A 23,636-nucleotide genomic window follows, 5' to 3' on the forward strand; every position below is an offset into this window, starting at 1 on the left:
CCCAATCACGTAAAAGGCGCGGGAAGGCACCGCGCCTTTTAGGTTTCTATCACCTGTGCCGCTTAGCCAAGTTCGGCCAGGCGGGCGAGGGCGGCGCTGAGCGCCGCGGCCTCTTCCTCACGCGCGGCCAGATTGTCGCGGGCTTCTTGTACAACCTCATCGGGGGCGCTGGCGGCGAATTTCGGATTGTTCAGCCGCCCCTTGAGACCGCCGATTTCCTTGGCCAGTTTGCCCAGACTCTTTTCCAGCCGGGATTTTTCCGCCTCAACGTCGATAATCCCGGCGAGCGGGAGACCAAAGACCCCGCCTTCGACTGGGATGATCACACAACCTTTGGGGAACGCCTCAACCGAGTCGAGCGATTCGATCCGTGCAAGTCGTTTTATCAATGCCTCGTTGCGTTCCCATGCGGCCTGTCCGGCTGCGTCCAGATCCGTGACCAGCATCGGCACCTTGAGGCCGGCCGGGACATGCATCTGTGCGCGCGCGGACCGCACACCGTCAATCAATGAAATCACCCATGTCATCTCGCGATCTGCGACTGTATCCACCAGTTCGACGGGCGCATAGCTGGGCCAGTCGGCATGGATCAACAACTTGGTGCGCGGCGCGAGGGTGCCCCACAACTCTTCGGTGATAAAGGGCATGATCGGGTGAAGCAGGATCAGGCACTGGTCCAGAACCCAGGCCATCGTGGTGCGGGTTTCGGAAATGATTTCAGCGTCCTGGCTGTCAAACAGCGGCTTTGAGAATTCGACATACCAATCGCAGACCTTGCCCCAGACAAAGGCATACAGCGCGGTCGCCGCATCGTTGAAACGGTAGGTGTCCAGCGCGGCGTCAACCTCGGCCCGCACGCGCGCGGTTTCACCGATGATCCATTTGTTGGCGGTCTGTGACGGGGTCGGGACCTGCGCGGTGCTTGCGACACGTCCCTCAAAGACGCTATTCATCTCCGCGAAACGGCAGGCATTCCACAGCTTGGTGCTGAAATTACGATATCCCGCGATGCGCTGAGTATCCAGCTTGAGCGCGCCACCAAGCGACGCCATGGCGGCATTGGTGAACCGTAAGGCGTCAGCGCCGAATTCGTCGATCAGCTCCAGCGGATCGACGACATTGCCCAGCGATTTCGACATCTTCTTGCCCCGGGCATCGCGCACAAGGCCGTGCAGGTAGACCGTCTTGAACGGCACCTGATCGACGACCGTCAGCTGCATCATCATCATCCGCGCAACCCAGAAGAACAGGATGTCAGTACCAGTGATCAGGTCACTGGTCGGAAAGTATTTCTGCAACTCGGGCGTCTGTTCGGGCCAGCCAAGGGTGCCAATCGGCCAGAGACCGGACGAGAACCAAGTGTCGAGCACGTCGGAATCGCGCCAGACCGGATAGACCAGTTGGGTCGGATCCTGAGTGGCGGTATAATCGGCAAGGCTTTGTGCCAGTGTGTGAATTGCTGTTGCGCGGTCAGCGACCTCGACAACCCGGCAATGGTTGAGCGGGGTCGGCAAAGTGTCGAGCACGTCACTGAATTGTTTGCTGACGGATTCGAAATCCGACGCACAGTGAAAACGGTCCGTGCCTTCGATCAGGTCTTGATCCAGCAAAAGCCGCCCCATTTCGACCAGATCAAGCGCCCCGTCGCTTTCGTCATCGACAAAGCCGTGACGTTCGAGGTCAAGACCATACCAAACCGGAATTTGATGGCCCCACCAAAGTTGGCGGGAAATACACCAGGGTTCGATGTTTTCCAGCCAGTGGAAATAGACCTTTTTCTCGCGCTCGGGGATAATCTGCGTGTCACCATTTCTCACGGCATCCAGCGCCGGGCCGACGATCTTGTCGGTGTCGACAAACCACTGATCCGTCAGCATCGGTTCGATCACCACTTTGGAGCGGTCACCAAACGGCTGCATGATGGATTTGTTTTCAACATACGCAATGGTCGGCTGCATTTCTTCACGCGCGTCGGCATCCGCCGCTTCCCACGCAGGATTCGGCACCATGACGGCCAGCCCCTCGGCGGTGATGTCGGCAATCACCATGTCACGCGCCGCAAACCGGCCCAGCCCGCGATAGGCATCCGGGACAAGGTTGATCGAATCAATCTCGGCCTCGGTAAAGGCCTGTCCGTTGACGATGGCCTGCGCTTTGGCGGCTTCGTCGGCGTAGGACGCACCATCGGCGCGCATCGCGGCGCGGGTGTCCATCAGGCGGTAACACGGAATATTGCCGCGTTTTGCCACGGCGTAGTCGTTGAAATCATGTGCGCCAGTGATCTTGACCGCGCCAGAGCCGAAATTGCGGTCGGGGTAGTCGTCGGTGATGATCGGAATCAGGCGGCGGTGTTCTTTGGGGCCGACTGGAATTTCGCACAGCTTACCGACGATCGGTGCATAGCGCTCATCCAGCGGGTGAACGGCCACCGCGCCGTCGCCCAGCATGGTTTCGGGCCGTGTCGTGGCGATTGAGATATAGTCGCGCACCTCTTCGAACAGGACATTTCCGTCTTCGTTCTTTTCGACATAGGTATAGGTTTCACCACCCGCGAGCGGGTATTTGAAATGCCACATATGGCCTGCGACGTCGATATTCTCGACCTCAAGGTCCGAAATTGCGGTCTCAAAATGCGGGTCCCAGTTGACCAGCCGCTTGCCGCGATAGATCAGCCCCTTGGCGTACATCTCGACAAAGACCTTGATAACGGCGTCGTGGAAATTGCCGGCTTCACCTTCGGGGGCACCGGGTGCGCCGGACATGGTGAACGCCTCGCGCGACCAGTCGCAACTTGCACCAAGACGTTTGAGCTGGCCAATGATCGTGCCGCGCGATGCGATCTTTTGCTGCCAGACGCGCGACAAAAAGGCGTCGCGGCCCATATCGCGGCGCGTTGGTTCACCGTTGGCGGCCATTTCACGTTCTGTCACCATCTGGGTGGCAATGCCGGCGTGATCGGTGCCGGGTTGCCACAGGGTGTCATAGCCCTGCATGCGTTTCCAGCGAACCAGGATGTCCTGCAACGTGTTGTTGAACGCATGCCCCATGTGCAGCGAACCCGTCACATTGGGCGGTGGGATCATGACCGAATAATGTTCCGCCCGCGAGGCGTTGGCCCCGGCCTTGAACGCGCCCGAGTCTTCCCAGGCCTGATAGAGGCGCGCCTCGGCCTCGGTCGCATCAAATGTCTTTTCCATAGCCATGGGTTTGTCCCCGTCCTTGGGGCGCGCGGCCCCGGTCCTGTCCTGTAACCTGATCCTCTACCGAAGCTGAGGCCCGAGGGAAAGCCGGCAGGTGGGGAAATGCGGGATGTGGGGTGGCCTTGGACGGGGTGGGGCGTGCAGATCACTGTTCGATCCGCGCAATCTTACGCGTTCGATGTGCAGCCGATCGAGACGCAAAAAAAACGGCGACGCATGTTTCAGCGTCGCCGTTCAAGTTCACGAAACCCCAGGGAGGAGGAGAGGGGCCCCGAACTGTGATGGGACCAAGTGGGCCCCGAATGTCTGGTGCGGCGACACCAGGGAGGAGGAGAGGTGCCGCCGCGTTTCCGACCGGCCCAGGGAGGAGGAGAGGGCCGCCGAACTGTGGTGGGGTCCGATGACCCCGGAATAGAAAGGCGCGGCGACGCCAGGGAGGAGGAGAGGCGCCGCCGCAGTTTCGAACGGCCCAGGGAGGAGGAGAGGGCCTTCGATACCGATGGGACCATGTGGGCCCCGAATGTCTGGTGCGGCGACACCAGGGAGGAGGAGAGGTGCCGCCGCGTTTCCGACCGGCCCAGGGAGGAGGAGAGGGCCGCCGAACTGTGGTGGGGTCCGATGACCCCGGAATAGAAAGGCGCGGCGACGCCAGGGAGGAGGAGAGGCGCCGCCGCAGTTTCGAACGGCCCAGGGAGGAGGAGAGGGCCTTCGATACCGATGGGACCATGTGGGCCCCGAATGTCTGGTGCGGCGACACCAGGGAGGAGGAGAGGTGCCGCCGCGTTTCCGACCGGCCCAGGGAGGAGGAGAGGGCCGCCGAACTGTGGTAGAGATCTAGGATCTCCTGTGTTCTTCAGGGTGACGGACTGTCCGTCACCGGGGTGCAGCGGGTATATCCCGCCGCGCCGTCAGGTCATGCCCCGTAGGCTGCCTCTTGCGCAATGCTGCGGATCGACGACCGGCTGATGCCCAGATCTGCCAGTTCGCGGTTGCTCAGTGCTTCGAGTTCACGCAGGGTCTGGTTGTAGGTCCGGCGCTGGGCCAACTGCAGGCGCAGTTTGGTCAGAAGCGCGGAAAATACGGAGACGTCAGTGCCTTGTGCGGCGGATGTGATGTGCGTTGCGTATGCCATTTTAGGTTCGCCTGTTTCGCTTTGTTCGTTTCGTTGAGTTGAAGATGGGGCAATTGCTGCAGTTGCACAATAGCTTTCGGCCTCAATGCTGCTATGCAGAAAACGCATGGACTTTTTTGTTTGTGTAGTAGCGTTTTGCCTGAAATGTGTGCGTTGAATGAACCGCTGTTTCCAGGTGATGGGCAATTGCCCGATGATTTGGCAATTATGCAAGGAGAAGAGGCATGAGTGATATTCGGACCGATGTGCAGGCTGCGCTGGCGCGGCTTGCGCTGCCTGACGGAGGCGACCTGATTGCGCGGGATATGATTCGCGCCTTGACGATCGAGGGTGGCGCCGTGCGTTTTGTCATCGAGGCACCGTCGCCCGAGGTCGCGCGGCAGATGGAGCCTTTGCGCCGCGCCGCCGAGGCCATTGTCGCCGGGGTGCCCGGCGTCGATAGCGTATCAGCGGTCCTGACAGCCCATGCAGCCGAGAAAAAGCCGCCATCGCTCAAGATCGGGCGTCACGCAGAGCCACAGGCCGGGCCGACCCGCCCCGATGGCGTGGCAAAGGTGATCGCGATTGGATCGGGCAAAGGCGGCGTTGGCAAATCGACGGTGTCGTCGAACCTGGCTGTGGCCTTGGCGCGGGCGGGGCGGCGTGTTGGTCTGCTGGACGCGGATATATACGGTCCCAGTCAGCCACGCATGATGGGCGTGAACCAGCGCCCCGCCAGCCCGGATGGCAAGACAATTCACCCGCTGCACGCGCATGGTGTCACGCTGATGTCGATCGGCCTGATGCTGCCCGAGGACAAGGCCGTCGTCTGGCGCGGTCCGATGCTGATGGGGGCGTTGCAACAGATGCTGGGGCAGGTGCTCTGGGGCGAACTGGATATTCTGCTGGTCGATTTGCCGCCCGGCACCGGCGATGTGGCGATGACCCTGTGCCAAAAGACCGATCTGGCGGGGGCGATTGTGGTGAGCACGCCGCAGGATGTGTCGCTGATCGACGCGCGCAAGGCGCTGGACATGTTCTCGACACTCAAGACCCCGGTTCTGGGGTTGATCGAGAATATGTCGCTGTTTGTCTGCCCGCACTGCGGAGGAGAGAGCCACATCTTTGGCCATGGCGGTGTGCGCGAAGAAGCTGAGCGGCTCGGCTTGCCGCTGCTTGCGGAACTGCCGATTGATCTGGAAACCCGGTTGTCGGGTGATTCAGGGCGTCCGGTGGCGGCAGGCGACGGGGAGATGGCTGCGGCCTATGCCCGGCTGGCCGAGACACTGATCGCGCAAGGCGTGGCCTGAGCCGTCTCAGCGGCGGTGACGCGTCACCGCGGATCAAGGCCTTAGCGCGCCGGGTTATGAGTCCCGGCGCAGCTTGCAGTGGGGTGTTGTCCGCGGCGATTGCGTGGCCGCGGTCTGACACATGCGCGGAATGGTCAGCATACCGGCGCCTCGCCGGAGATAAGACGGACGAGCGCATCCAGCCCATCGGTCAATGCCGCAGGGCCGGGCTGCAGCAACAGCGGCGATTTGATCTCGTAGAGCCGCCCATGGCGGACGGCCGGGATCGCGTCCCAGCCGGGGCGGGCAGTGACCTTGTGCGGCGCGAACTTTTTGCCACACCATGAACCGATGATGATATCGGGCTGGGCGTCGATCACCGCCTCAGGCGGGACGATCCGGTTGATCGCGGCCTGTTCATGACGCAGATGGCCAAAGCAATCGGCACCGCCTGCAATCTCGATCAATTCTGACACCCAGCCGATGCCGGTGATCAGCGGCTCGTCCCATTCCTCGAAATAGACGCGCGGGCGGTGCGTCGGCTGTGCGGCGCGCAGAGTGGCAATGCGGTCCTCGTATCCGGTGGCCAGCGCCTCGGCGTCTGCTGTGCAATCGGTGAGGCGGCCCAGCATACGGATCATCCCAAGGATGCCCGCAATACTGCGCTGGTTAAAGGTGTGGACATCGAGCCCCTCGCGGATCAGATCTGCGGCGATATCTGCCTGCAGATCCGAAAAACACAGCACCAGATCTGGGTTCAGGGCGAGGATCTTTGGCACATCCGCCGAGGTAAACGCGCCGACGCGCGGCTTTTCACGCCGTACACGGGGCGGGCGCACGGCATAGCCGGTCACGCCGACGATCCGGTGTTCTTGCCCCAGAAGATAGAGCGTCTCGACGGTTTCTTCGGTGAGGCAGACGATACGGGACGGAGCGGTCATGACAACACATCCAATGCCTGAAACAGCGGCCCGTCAGGGGTGTCATGGATTCGGGCGCTGAGCGAAAACACTTGAGCGAGGTTTTTGGCTGTCAGGACGTCAGCGGGCGCGCCATCAGCCACCTTGCGACCCTGCCCCAGCAGCACCAGCCGCGTGCAGTAGCGTGCTGCCAGACTCAGATCGTGCAGCGAGGTCAGAACCGCGCGCCCCTCGGCGGCGAGGCTGGCAAACACCCGCAGCGTTGAAATCTGCGCGGCGGGGTCGAGCCCGGCAATCGGTTCGTCCGCCATCAGAAGCGGGGTATTTTGGGCAAGGGCGCGCGCAATAAGGACGCGTGCCTGTTCGCCACCCGAAAGTTGCGTGGCAAGGCGGTGGCGAAACGCGGAGAGTCCCATCCGGTCCAGTGCAGCGTCGACGGCGCGCTGATCCTGGGGGCGCAACCGAGTGCCGCGCGGCAGATGTGGCAAACGACCCAGCGCCACGACGGTTTCGACGGTGACGGGCCACGCAATTTCGCGTTGTTGTGGCAGCCACGCGACAGTCGCGGCGCGTTCACGCGGGCGCAATGTGGCGAGAGTGCTGGCACCAGTATGCGGCAACAGCCCGAGGGCGGCGCGCATCAACGTGGTCTTTCCCGATCCATTGGGTCCGATCAGCCCAACGCATTCGCCTGCTGGGACCGTGATCGAGATACGGTCGACCACCGGGCAGGTGGCGCGTGTGACCGTGAGGTCTGTGGTGCGCAGCAAGTTCATCGCGGCGCACCCGTGCCGAAGCTGCAGGCGTTGAAGATGCGGGCGATACCGGTTGCGTCAGACAGTGGCGTCACAGGATCTCCCTCCGGGTTCTGTAGATCAGATGCAGGAATAGCGGTGCACCGATGATGGCCATCACCACCCCCAGCTTCAAATCCCGCGTTGGCAGGACCAGTCGCACGGTCAGGTCTGCCGCCAGTACCATGGATGCACCACCCAGCATTGACGCCCACAACAGCATCGACGGGCGCGCCCCGGTCAATGGGCGCAGCAGATGCGGCACGATCAACCCGACAAAGCCGACAGCCCCGGCGACCGCAGTGGCCGCCCCGACAGCTGCCGCTGTACCGCCCAGCAACCGCAGACGCAGCGATGACAGCGATACGCCCATCGCCTCGGCTGCGTCTTCGCCCAGCGTCAGCGCATCGAGCCCGCGCCCCAATGTCAGCAGCAGCCCCCAGCCCAGCAGCATCAGCGGCAGGGCCAGCGTGACATGACTAAACGACCGGTCCGCCACCGACCCCATGATCCAGAAAATGATCTCGGACGCCGCATAGGGATTGGGCGAGAGGTTGAGCACCAGAGAGGTCAGTGCGCCAGCCAGAGCCGAGATCGCGATTCCAGCCAGAATTAGCGTCAGCGATGCCCCGCGCGGACCTGCCAGCACAAGGATCAGCACCACCGCCACCAAGGCGAACGCCAGCGCCATCAGAGGCAATGCCAGCGTAAACCACGCAGCGAGGCCGGTTTGCAGCGCGATCACCGCCCCCAACGCCGCCGCACCCGAAACGCCGATCAGCCCCGGTTCGGCCAGCGGATTGCGCAGATATCCCTGCATGGCTGCCCCGGACAGCCCCAATGAGGCTCCGACCATGGTGGCCAAAAGCGCGCGCGGCAGCCGGATTTCTTGCAGGACCATGACGATCAGCGGATCGTCGGCACCCCATAAGGCGCGCAGTGACTGCATCGGGCTGATATCGCCCTGTCCCACCAGCAGCGACGCCACAAAAAGAATGATAAGAAGCGCGGACAGGCCGAACAGCAGTCTCATGCCTGACACCTGTCGCTAAGGGCGCGCGCCGACCCGGAACCGGCAGGGCGCACACCGCTGGCGCGCACCCTTGTGTTCACGCTTGGCGCGCCGCCGTCACAAGGCGGCGGCGCGCTGGCGAGGATATGTTCAGAACGACGCATTGATCCCGAAGAATACGGAACGTCCGGGCGAATTATAGCCGCCGGAAGTCACATAATCCTGATCTGTCAGGTTCTCGACCCGCAGATACACCTCGGCGGTGTCGGTGATCTCGTAGGCCAGATTGGCACCCCAGAGTGTGTAATCCGGCAGCGGTGTGCCAAAATCGTCCGGTCGGTCGACGATGCGCTGCACGCTCAGCCCGCCGCGCAGGGCGTCGCTCAGCTGTGCCTGCACGCCCAGTGCCAGATCGTAGCGTGGAATCCGCAGCTGGGGATCGTCCAGCGCGTCCCGGCTGTCGGTATAGGTGAAGGCCCCGGAAACCGAGACCCGATCCGACAGCGGCACCGCGCCCGACAGTTCAAGTCCGCGCGTCTTTGTGGTGCCGGTCACCTGATTGTACCCCCCGGCAATCGGCCCAAGGTATCCGTCGGGATCGAAATACTGGATCAGATCGTCGATTTCGGTATAGAACAGCGTCGCCTGAACGCGCGCGCCACCGGCAAAGGACTTTTCCACACCCAGCTCGGCGTTGCGGCTGACTTCGGGGTCCAGCGTCGCATTGCCATAGGTCGGATTGTACAGCTCGTACAGCGACGGTGCGCGAAAGCCATTGGACAGCAGCGCCCGAACCGTCAGATCCGGCAACGGCCGCCAGGCCAGCGCCGCGCGGGCCGAGGTGGCACCGCCAAAATCGGAATGATCGTCATGGCGCAGCGATAACGTCAGATCGAGTTTGTCGGTGGGCGCATACAGCGCCTCGGCAAACACACCGGCAATGGTCGAGTCGCTCTCGGTTGAGGCGCTGCCCGAACGGGCAAAGGTCACCGGGTCATAGACAGCGCCTGTGGTCATCGCCTCTTCGCGGGTCCAATCGGCACCAAAGGACAATGTCAGTGCCTGCGACGCATGCCAGGTCCCTTTGTAATCCACGCGGTTGCGGGTGCCACCAAAGGGATCGGCAAAGCCGCCCGCAGTGCTGGTGCGGTCGATGGTAAAGCGCGAGACAGAGAAGCTGTGGTCAATCGTGCCAGTCGTCAGTTCGGCATAGGCACGTATCGCGCGGGTCTGAGTCTGGGTTTCGCCGCCTTCGGGTTTGGCGGCAAAAGGGCCATCGTCAAAGTCAGCATCAGCATCAAGGGCATAGCCCGACAGGCCAATGCGCAGGGTGTCCGTGACATCATAGTAGCCGTCAAAGGTCAGCCGTTTGCCGTCAAAGCCGTCGTCTTCGTCAAAGCCAGCATCGCTGCGGGCGGAAATGCCGTCGCTCTGGGTGCGGCTCAGGCCAAAGGACAGCCCGGCGCGTTCGGTCCGGGTGCCGATGTTCACAGTGGCAGAGCGGGTATTGTCGGTGCCGAATTCCGAATTGGTGTCGATCTGTGTGCCGATTTCGTCCGGGATCTGCGCGGTGGTGATGCTGATCACGCCGCCGATCGCCTCAGAGCCGTAGACTGCCGATTGTGATCCCTTGACCACCTCGATTCGGCCAATGTTGCCCAGCGTCAGGGACCCCCAGTCGAACTGGGTCTGGGTGCTGGACGGGTCGGTGACGTCGATGCCATTGATCAGCACGGGGACATAGGCGCCCGAAAGCCCGCGCAGGCGCAGGGTCGATCCGGTGCCCAGCCCGCCATTGCTGCTGACCGATACGCCGGGCAGCGTGTCGAGGTAATCGACAAGCCGCGTGGTGGGGGCCAGCTTCAGATCCTCTTCTGTCACCACCTCGACGGACGCGCCGGTATGGTCAAGCGCGGTTTCGGTTTGGTTGGCGAAAACGGTGATCACGTCGAGGTCCATGACCTCTTGGGCGTAGGATGGGGCGGGCAGGGTGGCCAGTGCAAACAGAGAGGCCGAGCATAGCAGGCGCGTCATTGTGATTCTTTCCAGTTTGGTCCCGCGCGGTGCGCGGTCCATGGGTCGTGTATCGAAAATGTCATTGGAAAGGGTGCCCCCTCCGCAAACGGTGAAAGGTCGCCACCACATACGGAGAACCGTAACCCGTGCGCGCCCCGCGCTGGGGTAGGGTGATCGCTGCGGCAGGTCTCCTGACTTGCGGGTCGTTGCGTGAACCGGGCCTTCCCGGAGGTTTGGATCCCCCCAGTGGCGTAGAGCCGGTCACACTCGCCGCTTACAGTTGCGGGGGCAGTCATGGAATTGCAGCGATTGCACCGCGCACCACGTTCCCTTTTCACCGGATGTCCCCATCCGGACCGAAGCAGGCACTGGGTAGGGCCGTCACGAGGCAAAAGCAAGCGCGATTGCATCGCATGCGGCCTGACTTGGCGTCCTTGGTGGGCGCTGGCAGGGATTTCATGGGTCAGATATCGGGGTTTTGAGCTCGTGTGGGAATACATGGGACAAAATTGGGGCTGCCCGGAGGTCGCACTTAATTTGCGACGCGTTTCACGACGGAGTCGCGGTATTGTTGGTTGATTCGCGAACCGAAGTACGGAACAAATGGGTCTCTGGCACGTTTTTAGCCATCGATATCGACGTTAATAGAATTTTTCCGGGATATCATGGGATTTTTCGCGACCTGAATTTTTCCACTATATATTGTGTTTTTTCGAATGATATTACCATATCGGCGATATTTGGTCCCGTTCTGGCATCAATATCTTGTTTTGGAGAGGTCTGTAGGGCAAGATGCAGTGGGTTGGAGTGAAATTATCAGTTGCCACCCACGATTTCCCGTGGCATCAATAATTACACGATGAGGGACGGGAAAGGCAAAGGGGTCCCCAAGAACCCCGGCGACACATCCCAATGATAATAAAAGAGAACTGGCAGGTTCCATACAGGTCCCGGCCTTCATCGTGAAGCAGAATCCGGCGCGCGAGCGAGCAGACATCCCCCCAGGTGGCGCGTGCAGTCGGACTACCCGCAACGCGGGATACAGGGCGACGGGTTGATCGGTGGCAGCGGATCAACCCGTCGCTTTTTCAGTTTTCGGGGGTCAGGCACAAAGGGCGCACGGGACAGTGGGTCAGAGGTTCAGGGGCGAAAGCCAGCACAAGGTGGACAGCAAGGGCCGGGTCTCGATCCCGTCCCTGTTTCGTCGTGTGCTCGAATCCGCTGACCCGAACTGGGAAAAGGGCAAGAACCCCGAACTGGTCATTGTCTATGGTGATCACCGCAACAGTTGCCTTGACTGCTATTCGATGGAAGCGATTGCCGAGATTGACGCCAAGATCGACGCCTTGCCGCGCGGATCGCAGAAGCGCAAGATCCTGCAACGGCTGTTCCACGGTCAAAGCTATCCCACCAATGTCGACGAGACCGGCCGGCTGGTGTTGCCCGCCAAGCTGCGCGAAAAGATCGACCTAAATGGCGAGGCGTTCTTTATCGCCAACGGCGATTCTTTCCAGATCTGGAAGCCAGAAACCTATGAGGTCGAAGAGGTGGCCAGGACCGAGGAATGGCTGGACGATCAGGACGAGGATTTTGATCCGCTGATGCTTTTGGACGACCAAGCGGGGGTGTAGAAAATGTCTGCGCCGCAAACCCCACCCGACATAGGGTCAAAGCCGCCCCACACTCCTGTTCTGCTGCGCCCGCTGTTGCGGGCGGTTGCGCCTGTTGGAGGGGTCTGGATCGACGGCACCTTTGGTGCGGGCGGATATGCGCGCGGGCTGCTTGCGGCGGGTGCCGATCAGGTGATCGGGATCGACCGGGATCCGCTGGCGCATGAAATGGCCGCGCCCTGGGTTGCCGAATATGGCGACCGGTTGCGGCTGGTGGTCAGCAATTTCGCCCAGATGGACGAAGTGGCTGAGGCCGTGGATGGCGTTGTGCTCGACCTGGGTGTCAGTTCGATGCAGCTGGATTTGGCCGAGCGTGGCTTTTCCTTTATGCGCGACGGCCCTCTCGACATGCGGATGAGCCAGCAGGGGCTTAGCGCCGCTGATCTGGTCAATACCGCTGACGAAAGCGATCTGGCGGATATTCTTTACGTCTATGGCGAAGAGCGCATGTCGCGCCGGATCGCGCGCGCCATCGTGAAATCGCGCGAAGGTGAGCCGATCCGCACAACACTGCGGCTGGCCCGGATCGTCGAAGGATGCCTGCCACGCTCCAAACCGGGGCAAAGCCATCCTGCGACGCGCAGTTTTCAGGCGCTTCGAATTGCGGTGAATGACGAATATGGTGCGCTCTATCAGGGGCTTATGGCCGCAGAGCGGGTTCTGCGCCCCGGCGGTTTGCTGGCGGTTGTGACCTTTCATTCGGTCGAGGACCGTATGGTGAAACGGTTCTTGCAGAATCGGGGCGGGCAGCTTGGCCGCGCCAACCGCTATGCGCCCGAGGTGCAAGAGCAGCTGTCGCAATTCGATCTGGTGACGCGCAAGGCCGTTGGACCCGACCCGGACGAGCTGGATGAAAATCCGCGGGCACGTTCTGCCAAGTTGCGCGTTGCCCGCCGCACCGATGCGCCCGCCGGAGAAATTGAGGCCAGGGCCGTGGCGATGCCGCTACTCAAGGGGGAACGGAGTTGAAATCACTATTGTACGTGATGACCTTTATGGCGGTCATCGGCGCGGCCTTCTGGGCCTATCACGAAAATTACAAAACGCAGGACGCGCTGAGCGAGGTCGAGACGCTGCAACGCCAGATCGGCGCTGCGCGCGAACGGTTGGCATTTCTGCGCGCCGAATGGGCCTATCTGAACCGACCCGACCGGCTGCGTGATCTTGCGGACATCAACTTTGACCGGCTGGGCCTGCTGCCGCTGCGCCCGGATCAGTTTGGACGTGTCGATCAGATCGCCTATCCGGCCCCGCCGATGCAGGACCTGACCATCACCAACCCTGTCGATATCTCCAGCGCCGGAGCCGAATTCCCATGATCCGCATACCGCTGCGCCCGTTGGCGCGTATCCTCGATGCCCGCAGCAAGGGCGAGAACACCGACGCAATCGAGCGCGAGAACCTGCGCATCCGGCACGAGCAGATGCGCGACAAGGCCCGCAATCGCGCCGAAGGCCGTCTGTTGATGCTGGGTGTGGTGTTCTTTTGCGCCTTTATGGTGGTTGGCGCGCGTATGGGCATTCTGGCCAGCACCGAACCAACCGAGCCGCGCGCGCAGGCGGCGGGTGCGTCGATCGTGGCACAGCGTGCCGATATCGTTGACCGGCACGGACGAATTCTGGCCACCAACATGGAAACCCATTCCCTGTACGCCCACCCGCAGCAGATGATCGAACCGGAACGCACCGCCAAAGCGCTGGTCAAGATCTTTCCAGAGCTGAAAGAAGAGCGGCTGATCAAGGATTTCACGGGCACGCGCAAGTTCTTGTGGGTACGTAAGAAACTCAGCCCCGAGCAAAAGCAGGCGGTGCATGATATCGGTGAACCCGGTTTGCTGTTCGGCCCGCGCGAAATGCGGCTGTATCCCAACGGTAAATTGGCGGCGCACGTGTTGGGCGGATCCAGCTTTGGCCGCGAAGGCGTCCACTCTGCCGAGGTGATCGGCACCGCCGGGATCGAGAAATTTGCCGACGAGATGTTGCGCGATCCGGCACGGGAAGGTGCGCCGCTGGAATTGTCGCTGGACCTGACCGTACAGGCGGCGACCGAACGGGTGTTGCTGGGCGGCATGAAGTTGATGAACGCCAAAGGGGCCGCAGCGGTGCTGATGGATGTCCATACCGGTGAAGTGATTGCGATTTCCAGTCTGCCCGACTTTGACCCCAACGACCGGCCCAATGGCCCGGTTACCGGCAGCCCGAGCGATTCTCCGCTGTTCAATCGCGCCGTTCAGGGGGTTTACGAGCTTGGGTCGACCTTCAAGATATTTGCCGCCGCACAGGCGATGGAGCTGGGGCTGGTCAATCCGGATACGGTGATCGACACCTCGCCGCCGCTAAGGGTTGGCGGCCACAATATCGGAGAGTTCAGCAACCACAATTACGGTAAGCAGACGGTCGAGGGCATCATCGTCAACAGTTCGAACCGCGGCACAGGCAAACTGGCGCTGGCCATCGGTATTAAGCGGCAGCAGGAGTTCCTTGAATCGCTGGGCATGTTCGTGCCGACCCCGCTCGAGATTGTTGAGGCAAAGGGCGGCAAGCCGCTGTTGCCCGCCCGCTGGACCGATCTGAGCACCGTCACGATTTCCTATGGGCATGGCATCAGCACCTCGCCGCTGCATCTGGCGGCGGGCTATGCTGCAATTGCCAATGGCGGGCGCGTGGTTCACCCAACGCTGTTGAAACAGAGCAGCCCGCAACTGGGGCCGCGGGTGATCTCTGAACGCACGTCGGCAGCGGCGCGGTTGATGCTGCGCAAGGTGGTGACCGAAGGCACAGCCAGCTTTGGCGAAGTTGCGGGCTATGCCGTCGGCGGCAAAACCGGCACTGCGGACAAGCCCAAGGAAATGGGCGGCGGCTACTATAAGGACAAGGTCATCACGACCTTTGCCTGCATGTTCCCCGCGCATGATCCAAAGTACGTTTTGGTCCTGACACTGGATGAACCGGTCGAGACCAGCGGAGACAAGCCGCGTCGCACGGCGGGCTGGACTGCTGTCCCGGTGGCTGCCGAACTGATTGGCCGGATTGCCCCGCTTCTGGGCTTGCGTCCCGAGGTGGAACCGGGGCAATTGGCAGGCGTCGTCCTGACGAGCAACTAAGACAGTGCTACTGCGGCAGGACAGGAACATGGACTAAAGGCCGGGGGCTTTCGTGACCGAGGCGACCAAGACATTAGGCGATTTGGGCCTGACCGCCCGGAGCATGCGCGAGGCGACGATTACAGGACTCGCCGTGGACAGTCGCGCTGTCAAACGTGGCTATCTCTTTGCGGCGCTGCCGGGCACGCAGGTGCATGGCGCAGAGTTTATCGGAACCGCGCTCGACATGGGGGCGGTGGCCATCCTGACCGATGCCGAAGGTGCCCGGATCGCCCAGGCCGAGATCGGGCGTGCGGACCCGGCGGTGGTGGTCGCGGCGGACCCGCGTCAGGCGCTGGCCTATACGGCGGCGCTGTGGTCGGGCATGCAGCCCGAGGTGATGATCGCCGTGACCGGCACCAACGGCAAGACGTCGGTGGCAACTTTTGTCCGGCGGATCTGGCAGGAATTGGCCCTGCGCGCGGTCAATGTCGGTACAACCGGTGTCGAGGGCGATTTTGAGACACCCCTACGCCACACCACGCCCGAGCCGATCACCCTGCATCGCGTATTGGCCGAGGCGGCCGAGGCGGGTGTAACTCACGCCGCGATGGAGGCGTCGTCGCACGGTCTGGCACAGCGCCGGTTGGATGGCGTGACGCTGCGTGCGGCGGGCTTTACCAACTTCACCCAGGATCATCTGGATTATCACGCCAGCTTTGACGAATATTTCGATGCCAAGGCGGGGCTCTTTGCCCGTGTGCTGCCCGAAGATGGCGTTGCGGTGATCAACATCGACGATCCGCGTGGTGTCGATATGGCGGCGATTGCACAGGCGCGCGGTCAGGGCCTGATCACAGTCGGCGAAGCCGAAGGTGCGGATCTGTGCATGATGGCGCAGCGATTCGATGCCACGGGTCAAGAAATCCGGCTGCGCTGGATGGGGCGTGTGGTGCAGATGCGGCTGAACCTGATCGGCGGGTTTCAAGGGGAAAACGTCTGTCTCGCGGCGGGGCTTGTGATTGCCTGCGGCGGTGACCCCGACCATGTGTTCGCGGTGCTGCCACGGCTGGAAACGGTGCGTGGGCGGATGCAGTTGGCAGCCAAGCGCGACAATGGTGCTGCGGTCTTTGTCGATTATGCCCATACGCCTGATGCAGTCGAAACCGCAATCCGGGCGTTGCGTCCGCACGTTATGGGGCGGCTTGTGGCCATTGTGGGCGCGGGCGGTGACCGGGATCGCGGCAAACGACCGCTGATGGGTGCTGCGGCGGCCGAATGTGCCGATATGGTCATCGTCACCGACGACAACCCGCGCACCGAAGATCCGGTCAGCATCCGGGCTGAAGTTCTGCGTGGCGCACCGGGCGCCACTGAGGTGGCTGACCGCGCCGAGGCGATCCTGCGCGGCGTTGACGCACTGGGGCCAGGGGATGCGCTGCTGATCTGTGGCAAAGGTCACGAGACGGGACAGATCGTCGGAATCACGGTCTATCCGTTTGATGACGCCGAACAGGCAAGCGTTGCTGTTGCGGCCTTGGACGGGAGGCTGGCATGACCCTCTGGACCGCAGCCGAGGCCGTGATGGCCACCAATGGCCAAAGCACCCGTGACTGGCAGGCCGACGGCGTGTCGATCGATACCCGGACGCTAAAGCCCGGCGATCTGTTCGTGGCGCTGAAGGCCGCGCGCGACGGCCATGACTTTGTCGCTCAGGCGCTCGCCGCTGGTGCCGCCGCGGCGCTGGTCGATCATGTGCCCGAGGGGCTGCCCGACAATGCGCCGCTGCTGATCGTGGACGATGTGCTGACCGGGCTTGAGGCATTGGGCGTGGCTTCGCGGGCGCGGACAGCGGCGCGTGTCGTGGCGATCACCGGGTCGGTCGGCAAGACTTCGACCAAGGAAATGCTGCGAAAGGTTCTGTCGGGTCACGGCAAAACCCATGCCGCCGAGGCGAGCTATAACAATCATTGGGGGGTGCCGCTGACGCTGGCGCGCATGCCGCGAGACACCGAATTTGCCGTGATCGAGATCGGCATGAACCACCCGGGCGAGATCGCGCCGCTTAGCCGCATGGCGCGCCCGCATGTCGCGTTGGTGACGATTGTGGCACCGGCCCATCTGGCGGCGTTCGAAAGCATTGAGGGCATCGCGCAAGAAAAGGCGTCGATCATCGAGGGGCTCGAACCGGGCGGAACCGCGGTGTTGAACGCCGATCTTGAGACGACGCCATTGTTGATCGCAGCCGCCAGGGCGCGGGGTGCGCGGGTTGTGACCTTTGGCCAGTCGCGGCGGGCGCATCACCGCATCACCGATCTGCGGATCGGCGATCAGGCAACCGTGGTGCAGGGCAGGGCATGGCGCACCCCGGTGTTGTACAAGATCAGCGTTCCGGGTCGTCATTTCGCCGAAAACGCCATGGCGGTGGTTGCAACTGCGGGCGCGTTGAAACTGGATCGCGCCCTTGTCCTCGCCGATCTTGGCCGGTGGGAGCCGGGCGCGGGGCGTGGTCAGCGCGAAGTCATTACGCTTGACGTGGTTGATACCCACATGACCTTTGAACTGATCGACGACGCCTACAATGCCAACCCGGCCTCAATGGCGGCGGCGCTTGAGGTGCTGGCAGCCGCTGAGGTGCGCCATGACGTGGGACGGGTCAGCAAGGGGCGGCGCATCGCCTATTTGGGCGACATGAAAGAGCTGGGCGCGACCGAAGCGGCGCTGCACGCCGCTCTGGCAGAACATCCGGCAATGGCAGAGATCGACGTGGTGCATTGTGTCGGGCCGCTGATGCAGTCGCTTTACGACGTGCTGCCCGCCGAAAAGCGCGGGCGCTGGACCAGGGACACCGATGGAATTCTGGTTGGGCTGCGCTCGGATCTGGATGCCGGGGACGTGGTTCTGGTCAAGGCCAGCCTGAGCATGGGGCTGGGTCGCGTGGTTGACGCGATCCGTAAAATGGGCCAAGGCGCGGCCTCAATCGAGGTATAGGGGACGGGTGATATGTTATACTGGCTGACCGAATTGTCGGATGGCGGCGACGTCTTCAACCTCTTTCGCTACATCACGTTTCGCGCCGGTGGCGCGTTTATGACCGCGCTGATCTTTGGCTTTCTGTTCGGACAGCCGCTGATCAACGTGCTGCGCCGCCGCCAGGGCAAGGGCCAGCCGATCCGCAGTGACGGACCCGAGGGCCATTTTGTCAAGGCAGGCACGCCGACCATGGGCGGATTGCTGATCGTCGGGGCCTTGCTGACGTCGACATTGCTTTGGGCGCGGCTGGACAATCCCTTTGTCTGGATGGTGCTGTTTGTCACTATGTCCTTTGCCGCCATTGGCTTTGCCGACGATTACGCCAAGGTGAGCAAGCAGAACTCGGCCGGAGTGTCCGGGCGGGTGCGGCTGCTGTTGGGGTTCCTGATTGCTGGCGTGGCCAGCTATTGGGCAGCGGTCTATCACCCGGACGAGCTGAGCTTTCAACTGGCATTGCCGGTGTTCAAGGACACGCTGGTCAATCTGGGCTACCTGTTTATTCCCTTTGCGATGATCGTGATCGTCGGTGCAGCCAATGCGGTCAACCTGACTGACGGGCTGGACGGGCTGGCGATCATGCCGGTGATGATCGCGGCGGGCGCGCTGGGGGTGATTGCCTATGCGGTGGGCCGGGTCGATTTCACCGACTATCTGGACGTGCATTATGTGCCGGGAACAGGCGAGATTCTGATTTTTACCGCCGGCGTCTTTGGCGGTGGACTTGGGTTCCTGTGGTACAATGCGCCGCCGGCGGCGGTGTTCATGGGCGATACCGGATCACTGGCGCTGGGCGGCGCGCTGGGCGCAATCGCGGTCGCCACCAAGCACGAGCTGGTGCTGGGCATTATCGGCGGGCTGTTTGTCGTCGAGGCGCTGTCGGTGATCATTCAGGTGCTTTATTTCAAGCGCACCGGGAAGCGCGTGTTCCTGATGGCGCCAATCCATCACCACTACGAAAAGAAGGGCTGGGCCGAGCCGACAATCGTGATCCGGTTTTGGATTATCTCGCTAATCCTCGCAATTATCGGGCTGGCAACACTCAAGGTTCGCTGAAGTTTCAAAGATATCGTCAGCCCGTCGCGCATATCTGACGCGCCAGTCGGGTGATCTTGCGAATTCATGATCTTGGCTCGGGTTTGCCGTGTCGCCCGGTTGGGATGCAGGCGTTCATCCAGACGACTCAGCTCCGCTTGGAGATTGGTGAAATCGAGATTTTCACAGATTTTCACAGATTTCCGCGGCGTCAGACGGACCAATTTGTTCTAAGGCTATTTGATATATTATACTCGCAATATATGCGAGTATCGCGGTCCTGACGATGCAGTTCCAGAGAGAGCCTCGATGACCCGCGCCACTGTTTCCCGTGACCTCAGTCTCAAATCGCTCGAACTGTTCCAGATCTGCGCCAAGGACGGCTCATTGCAGGCCGCCGCGCGCGAGGCGGGCTTGACCGTCAGCACCGTCTCGCACCATTTGCGCAGCCTTGAAGAGCATCTCGGGGTCGAACTCTTCAACCACGCGCGCCGCCCGATGGTGCTGACCCCGAAGGGCCAGGTTTTCTTGCGCAACATTGACGATGCGCTGCGGGCGATCCGCAAGGCCCGGGCCGAGGCCTCGGCCGGCAGCGTCGCCGAGGCGAGCTATCTCCGGATCGGCTCGATCGAGGATTTCGAAAGCGACATCGTCCCCGAACTGGCGGTCTCGCTGTCGGCCAACATGCCGGCCTGCGATTTCATGTATCACACCGGCTCGAGCCATGATCTGATTGAGATGCTGCGCAACCGCCAGCTCGATCTTGGCATCACAACCGCCCCTTCCGAGCGGATGAGCGATCTGCAAGACCGCCCGCTGCTGCGCGATCCCTTTGTCGCAGTTCTGCCGCGCCTCTCCGGGCTGTCCCTTTCCGATACCGTCAACGGGGACACCAAACTGCCGTTTCTGCGCTTCACCAGCAATCTAATGATAGCACGGCAGATCGAGTCGCAGTTGCGACGGATCGGTGCAACGTCGCCGCACCGATTCGAATGCAGCAACAACCAAACGCTGATGGCAATGGTGGCCGCCGGTGCCGGCTGGACGATCACCACCCCGCTGCTGTTTTCGCGCGCGAAGGAGTTTCATCACCAACTGCGGATGCACCGCTTTCCGGGCAAGGCCTTTGCCCGGACCCTCGCGCTGGTCACAACGCCCGATTGCTCCAGATCAGTGATTGAACTGGTTGACAGCAAGGTGCGTAGCCTGATCCTCCGTCATGCCATCACCCCGCTGCAACACAGCGATCCGTGGCTGGCTGACAGTTTCAGGTTGCTCGAGTGATCGGCAGTGTGGGTCTCAGAGAACGGTGAATTGCGCGCGAAACTCGCGATCCAGCGCTTCCGACAGGTCGGCGGGCCGGCCATCTCGCGGCACCTTGCCCTTGCCCATGCCCAGATATCCTCCGCACGCTTCTTCGCCGTGAATGTGTGGTTCGCTGCCAAGGAAATGGCCCTCGCAAGGAGCGGGGCTTCGTGCCGCGCCATGCGCGTTTTCCGTCCGCTGCGGCTGTTGCTCGTTCCGGCCATGATGATTCCGGCTGCGATGCATACGAACCAGACGCGTTCTTGCCTGCGTTAGGTGTTCAGCCCCGGCATCTGGTGGATCGGGTTGCGTGGCTCTCGGGTTCGGAACGTGTAAATTTTCGAATTTTACGTCAGCGGGGCAGAATTTCTAAAACCAAAGAACGAAATAGGTTTTCTGGTGCGAGATCCCAGTCTTGCCCGATCAAGGTTTCAAGTTGAACCGGTTAGGTTCCAATTTTGACCGAACGCCACACATACTTAGATAATTTGACACCTACAGGATTCCCGTTTGCGGGTTTGCGGGCTTGTGCGCCTACTCTTGGCAACACGCATTCGGAGGCTTGCACATGAAATCTCGGACCAAGGTGGTTGTTGTCGGCGGCGGCATCGCTGGTTGCTCGACGCTGTATCATCTCACACAGGAAGGCTGGAGCGATGTGGTTCTGGTCGAGCGGAACGAGTTGACCTCGGGCACGACATGGCACTCGGCCGCGCAGGTGACGAATTTCGGCGGCAACCAGACCATGGTCGGGCTAAAGACCCATTCGATCAACCTGTACAAGACGCTGTCCGAAGACCCGGAATATCCGATCAACTATCATCATGCCGACGGCGGCATCCGGCTGGCCAACACGCCAGAGCAGATGATGGGCTATCGCCACTTTTCCTCGATGGCTCGCGGCATGGGGGTCGATCTTGAAGTCATCGACGCGGAGGAATGCGCCCGCCGTCACCCGCTGATCTCGACCACCAACCTGCTCGGCGGGCTTTGGGATCCGCTGGACGGCGACATCGACCCGGCGCAGCTGTGTCAGGCGCTGGCCTATCATGCCCGCAAGGCCGGGGCCGAGGTGTACCGCGAAACCCCTGTCACCGCGTTGACCCAGCGCAAGGACGACACCTGGACCGTGCACACCGAAAAGGGCGACATCGATTGCGACATCGTGGTCAACGCCTGCGGCTACCGCGTGAACGAGGTCGGCGCGATGATGGGTGTGCATCACCCCGTCGCCTCGATGGAACACCAGTATTTCCTGACCGAAGACATCCCCGCCATCGCTGAGGCGGGCCACCGCATGCCGCTGCTGCGTTGCCCGATTTCGGATTACTACAGCCGACAAGAGAAGAATGGGCTGCTTGTCGGCTTCTACGAACAGGACTGCAAGACATGGGGCATGGACGGAATCGACCCGAACTTTGTCAACGCGCTCTGCCCCGACGATCTGGATCGTGTCATGGACGTGATGGAAGGCGCCTTTGAGCGGATGCCCGCCTTGGCCGAAACCGGCATCCGCTCCATCGTCAACGGCCCGATCACCTATACCATCGACGGCGCGCCGCTGGTCGGCCCGATCCCGGGCAAGCGCAACGCCTTCTGCATCATCGGTCTGCGCGCCGGTCTGGGCGAAGGCGGCGGCCATGGCTGGCTGCTGGCGCAACAGATCGTGCACGGCGAAGCCTGCTATGACACCTGGGTCATCGACCCGCGCCGTTTTACCGGCCACACCAACGTCGAACTGACGGCGCTGAAGGCCATCGAAGATTACCAGAACGAATTCCGCTTTCATTTCCCGCACGAACATCGCCCGGCTGGCCGTCCCGCGAAAACCACGCCGCTGACTCCGATACTGGCCGCTGAAGGCGCCGAGTTCACTGTCGTCAACGGTTGGGAGCGGGTGGATTACATCAAGCCCACACCCGGCTTTCACCCGACGCTGACCTTCAACTTCGATGAGGCGTTCGATGTGGTCGCGGCCGAGGTGAAAAACGTGCAGGAAAACGTCGGCCTCTGCGAGGTCAACGGCTTCAATCGGTTCGAGATCACCGGCGCGGATCGCCACGCTTTCCTCGACCGGATGTTTTGTGGCGCGGTGACCAAACGCGATGGCCGAGTCGGGCTGGGCTACCTTCTGAATCATCACGGCATGATCAAGGGCGAAGCCACCGTGGCCAACCTACCGGCCTCTGACCGCGGCCCGGCGCGGGCCTGGTACGGTTCGGCAGCGGCCAGCGAATATCACGACATGGACTGGCTCCAGATGCACTTGCGGGCCGACGAGGACGTTCACATCCGCAGCCTGACCAACGACCAGACCATCCTCGTTCTGGCCGGTCCGAAAGCGCGCGACGTGCTGTCGGCTTGCGCCCGGGGCGACTGGTTGAAAGCGGCATTTCCGTGGCTCAGTGTGCGCGAATGTTTCATCGGATTCGCCCCAGCCACGGTTCTCGGCGTCAGCTTCTCGGGCGAGTTGGCTTACGAAATCCACGTGCCGAATGCATCGCTCTACGCCGCCTACCTCGCGCTGCGCAAAGCGGGCGAGACGCACGGGCTGAAATTGTTCGGCGCCCGAGCCGTTGACTCGATGCGGATGGAGAAGGGCTTCTTGCACTGGAAGGCTGATCTGATCACGGAATTCGATCCATACGAGACGGCACTCGACCGGTTCGTAAAACCCGAGAAGGGTGATTTTATTGGCAAGGCCGCGCTGCTCAGACGCATCGAGGAGGGACCGCGCAAGAAGCTGGTCACGCTGACGGTCGATGCCACCCATGCGCCTGCTCATGGTGGTGCCTCGCTGATGCGGGAAGGCAAAGTCGTGGGCACGATTACCTCTGGCGACTGGGGGCATCGGGTGGGGATGAACCTCGCCTATGGTTTCGTTGATCCCGATCTGGCGGCGCCTGGCACGCGGGTCGACCTCGATCATTATGGCGACATGGTGGCTGCCGAGGTGATCGAGGCGTCGCCTTACGACCCCGATTACAGCCGGATGCAAGCATGATTGACTTGTCCGGCCCGCACGCCGCACGGGCTGGCATCAGGACCACGCCCTAACAATCAATACCGAATACGGATTGAAGAAGTCTTTGGTCGGGCCAAAACCGTCGGCGGCAGAGCGCAAACCGGCGATCGCGGCGTTGAACAGGTCCGATTCCGGGTCATTCTGGCG

Annotated in this window: 16 protein-coding genes and 1 riboswitch; of the genes, 10 read left to right on the forward strand and 6 right to left on the reverse strand. The window is 61.9% G+C overall.

Translation table 11 applies throughout. From position 1 onward, the window contains the following. Positions 1 to 62: 62 nt before the first annotated feature. Positions 63 to 3,203, reverse strand: coding sequence for a valine--tRNA ligase (locus IMCC21224_RS07375; protein WP_047994798.1), 3,141 nt, complete (start codon positions 3,201 to 3,203; stop codon positions 63 to 65). A 910-nt stretch (positions 3,204 to 4,113) separates the two neighbouring features. Beyond that, the gene (locus tag IMCC21224_RS07385; RefSeq protein WP_047994800.1) at positions 4,114 to 4,332 is read right to left on the reverse strand and encodes a DUF1127 domain-containing protein; all 219 of its coding nucleotides are present in this window, start codon (positions 4,330 to 4,332) and stop codon (positions 4,114 to 4,116) included. A 224-nt stretch (positions 4,333 to 4,556) separates the two neighbouring features. On the opposite strand from IMCC21224_RS07385, the gene IMCC21224_RS07390 reads away from it, so the two are divergent. Next, complete coding sequence (locus IMCC21224_RS07390) at positions 4,557 to 5,621, forward strand: Mrp/NBP35 family ATP-binding protein (protein WP_047994801.1); 1,065 nt, start codon at positions 4,557 to 4,559, stop codon at positions 5,619 to 5,621. Positions 5,622 to 5,755: 134 nt separating this feature from the next. Here IMCC21224_RS07390 and IMCC21224_RS07395 read toward each other — a convergent pair whose 3' ends face one another. The 4 genes from IMCC21224_RS07395 to IMCC21224_RS07410 all read right to left on the reverse strand — a co-directional run bounded on the left by IMCC21224_RS07395 (position 5,756) and on the right by IMCC21224_RS07410 (position 10,360). After that, positions 5,756 to 6,541: a cobalamin-binding protein gene (locus tag IMCC21224_RS07395; protein WP_047994802.1), complete on the reverse strand. Its 786-nt coding sequence runs from the start codon at positions 6,539 to 6,541 to the stop codon at positions 5,756 to 5,758. After that, positions 6,538 to 7,296: an ABC transporter ATP-binding protein gene (locus IMCC21224_RS07400; RefSeq protein WP_047994803.1), complete on the reverse strand. Its 759-nt coding sequence runs from the start codon at positions 7,294 to 7,296 to the stop codon at positions 6,538 to 6,540. Before IMCC21224_RS07400 ends, IMCC21224_RS07395 begins: the two co-directional genes overlap by 4 nt. 70 nt (positions 7,297 to 7,366) lie before the next feature. After that, on the reverse strand, positions 7,367 to 8,347 hold the full coding sequence (locus IMCC21224_RS07405) for an iron ABC transporter permease (RefSeq protein ID WP_047994804.1): 981 nt from the start codon (positions 8,345 to 8,347) through the stop codon (positions 7,367 to 7,369). A gap of 129 nt (positions 8,348 to 8,476) precedes the next feature. Next, positions 8,477 to 10,360 carry a TonB-dependent siderophore receptor gene (locus tag IMCC21224_RS07410; RefSeq protein ID WP_047996948.1) on the reverse strand — a complete coding sequence of 628 codons (1,884 nt, stop codon included), beginning with the start codon at positions 10,358 to 10,360 and terminating at the stop codon, positions 8,477 to 8,479. Between the two features lie 145 nt (positions 10,361 to 10,505). Further along, positions 10,506 to 10,718: riboswitch (cobalamin riboswitch) on the reverse strand. A gap of 751 nt (positions 10,719 to 11,469) precedes the next feature. Between IMCC21224_RS07410 and mraZ the strand changes: the two genes are divergently transcribed. The 9 genes from mraZ to IMCC21224_RS07460 all read left to right on the forward strand — a co-directional run bounded on the left by mraZ (position 11,470) and on the right by IMCC21224_RS07460 (position 23,468). Further along, the gene (gene mraZ / locus IMCC21224_RS07415) at positions 11,470 to 11,973 is read left to right on the forward strand and encodes a division/cell wall cluster transcriptional repressor MraZ (protein ID WP_197089181.1); all 504 of its coding nucleotides are present in this window, start codon (positions 11,470 to 11,472) and stop codon (positions 11,971 to 11,973) included. Between the two features lie 3 nt (positions 11,974 to 11,976). Beyond that, on the forward strand, positions 11,977 to 12,981 hold the full coding sequence (gene rsmH, locus IMCC21224_RS07420; RefSeq protein WP_047994805.1) for a 16S rRNA (cytosine(1402)-N(4))-methyltransferase RsmH: 1,005 nt from the start codon (positions 11,977 to 11,979) through the stop codon (positions 12,979 to 12,981). Then, positions 12,978 to 13,331 (forward strand): cell division protein FtsL, encoded by a 354-nt coding sequence (locus IMCC21224_RS07425; protein WP_047994806.1) that lies wholly within the window; start codon positions 12,978 to 12,980, stop codon positions 13,329 to 13,331. Before rsmH ends, IMCC21224_RS07425 begins: the two co-directional genes overlap by 4 nt. Beyond that, on the forward strand, positions 13,328 to 15,115 hold the full coding sequence (locus tag IMCC21224_RS07430) for a penicillin-binding protein 2 (RefSeq protein ID WP_047994807.1): 1,788 nt from the start codon (positions 13,328 to 13,330) through the stop codon (positions 15,113 to 15,115). Before IMCC21224_RS07425 ends, IMCC21224_RS07430 begins: the two co-directional genes overlap by 4 nt. Positions 15,116 to 15,218: 103 nt before the next feature. Continuing rightward, positions 15,219 to 16,652 (forward strand): UDP-N-acetylmuramoyl-L-alanyl-D-glutamate--2,6-diaminopimelate ligase, encoded by a 1,434-nt coding sequence (locus tag IMCC21224_RS07435; protein WP_047996950.1) that lies wholly within the window; start codon positions 15,219 to 15,221, stop codon positions 16,650 to 16,652. Further along, positions 16,649 to 18,085 (forward strand): UDP-N-acetylmuramoyl-tripeptide--D-alanyl-D-alanine ligase, encoded by a 1,437-nt coding sequence (murF, locus tag IMCC21224_RS07440; RefSeq protein ID WP_047994808.1) that lies wholly within the window; start codon positions 16,649 to 16,651, stop codon positions 18,083 to 18,085. Before IMCC21224_RS07435 ends, murF begins: the two co-directional genes overlap by 4 nt. 12 nt (positions 18,086 to 18,097) lie before the next feature. Continuing rightward, the gene (mraY, locus tag IMCC21224_RS07445; protein ID WP_047994809.1) at positions 18,098 to 19,180 is read left to right on the forward strand and encodes a phospho-N-acetylmuramoyl-pentapeptide-transferase; all 1,083 of its coding nucleotides are present in this window, start codon (positions 18,098 to 18,100) and stop codon (positions 19,178 to 19,180) included. Between the two features lie 288 nt (positions 19,181 to 19,468). After that, a complete protein-coding gene (locus tag IMCC21224_RS07450; protein ID WP_047994810.1) occupies positions 19,469 to 20,443 on the forward strand; it encodes a LysR family transcriptional regulator in 975 nt (324 codons plus the stop codon). Positions 20,444 to 21,032: 589 nt separating this feature from the next. Next, complete coding sequence (locus tag IMCC21224_RS07460) at positions 21,033 to 23,468, forward strand: FAD-dependent oxidoreductase (protein WP_047994812.1); 2,436 nt, start codon at positions 21,033 to 21,035, stop codon at positions 23,466 to 23,468. Positions 23,469 to 23,636 lie beyond the last annotated feature (168 nt).

The organism is Puniceibacterium sp. IMCC21224 (genome assembly GCF_001038505.1).
GTDB lineage: Bacteria > Pseudomonadota > Alphaproteobacteria > Rhodobacterales > Rhodobacteraceae > Puniceibacterium.

Excerpts from the sequence above, each read along its gene's own strand:
- IMCC21224_RS07410 (WP_047996948.1), bottom strand. The coding sequence starts at position 10,360 with ATGACGCGCCTGCTATGCTCGGCCTCTCTGTTTGCACTGGCCACCCTG.
- IMCC21224_RS07395 (WP_047994802.1), bottom strand. The coding sequence starts at position 6,541 with ATGACCGCTCCGTCCCGTATCGTCTGCCTCACCGAAGAAACCGTCGAG.
- IMCC21224_RS07430 (WP_047994807.1), top strand. The coding sequence starts at position 13,328 with ATGATCCGCATACCGCTGCGCCCGTTGGCGCGTATCCTCGATGCCCGC.
- IMCC21224_RS07405 (WP_047994804.1), bottom strand. The coding sequence starts at position 8,347 with ATGAGACTGCTGTTCGGCCTGTCCGCGCTTCTTATCATTCTTTTTGTG.
- IMCC21224_RS07385 (WP_047994800.1), bottom strand. The coding sequence starts at position 4,332 with ATGGCATACGCAACGCACATCACATCCGCCGCACAAGGCACTGACGTC.
- IMCC21224_RS07390 (WP_047994801.1), top strand. The coding sequence starts at position 4,557 with ATGAGTGATATTCGGACCGATGTGCAGGCTGCGCTGGCGCGGCTTGCG.
- IMCC21224_RS07435 (WP_047996950.1), top strand. The coding sequence starts at position 15,219 with ATGCGCGAGGCGACGATTACAGGACTCGCCGTGGACAGTCGCGCTGTC.
- IMCC21224_RS07400 (WP_047994803.1), bottom strand. The coding sequence starts at position 7,296 with ATGAACTTGCTGCGCACCACAGACCTCACGGTCACACGCGCCACCTGC.
- IMCC21224_RS07375 (WP_047994798.1), bottom strand. The coding sequence starts at position 3,203 with ATGGCTATGGAAAAGACATTTGATGCGACCGAGGCCGAGGCGCGCCTC.
- murF (WP_047994808.1), top strand. The coding sequence starts at position 16,649 with ATGACCCTCTGGACCGCAGCCGAGGCCGTGATGGCCACCAATGGCCAA.
- rsmH (WP_047994805.1), top strand. The coding sequence starts at position 11,977 with ATGTCTGCGCCGCAAACCCCACCCGACATAGGGTCAAAGCCGCCCCAC.
- IMCC21224_RS07460 (WP_047994812.1), top strand. The coding sequence starts at position 21,033 with ATGAAATCTCGGACCAAGGTGGTTGTTGTCGGCGGCGGCATCGCTGGT.
- mraY (WP_047994809.1), top strand. The coding sequence starts at position 18,098 with ATGTTATACTGGCTGACCGAATTGTCGGATGGCGGCGACGTCTTCAAC.
- IMCC21224_RS07450 (WP_047994810.1), top strand. The coding sequence starts at position 19,469 with ATGACCCGCGCCACTGTTTCCCGTGACCTCAGTCTCAAATCGCTCGAA.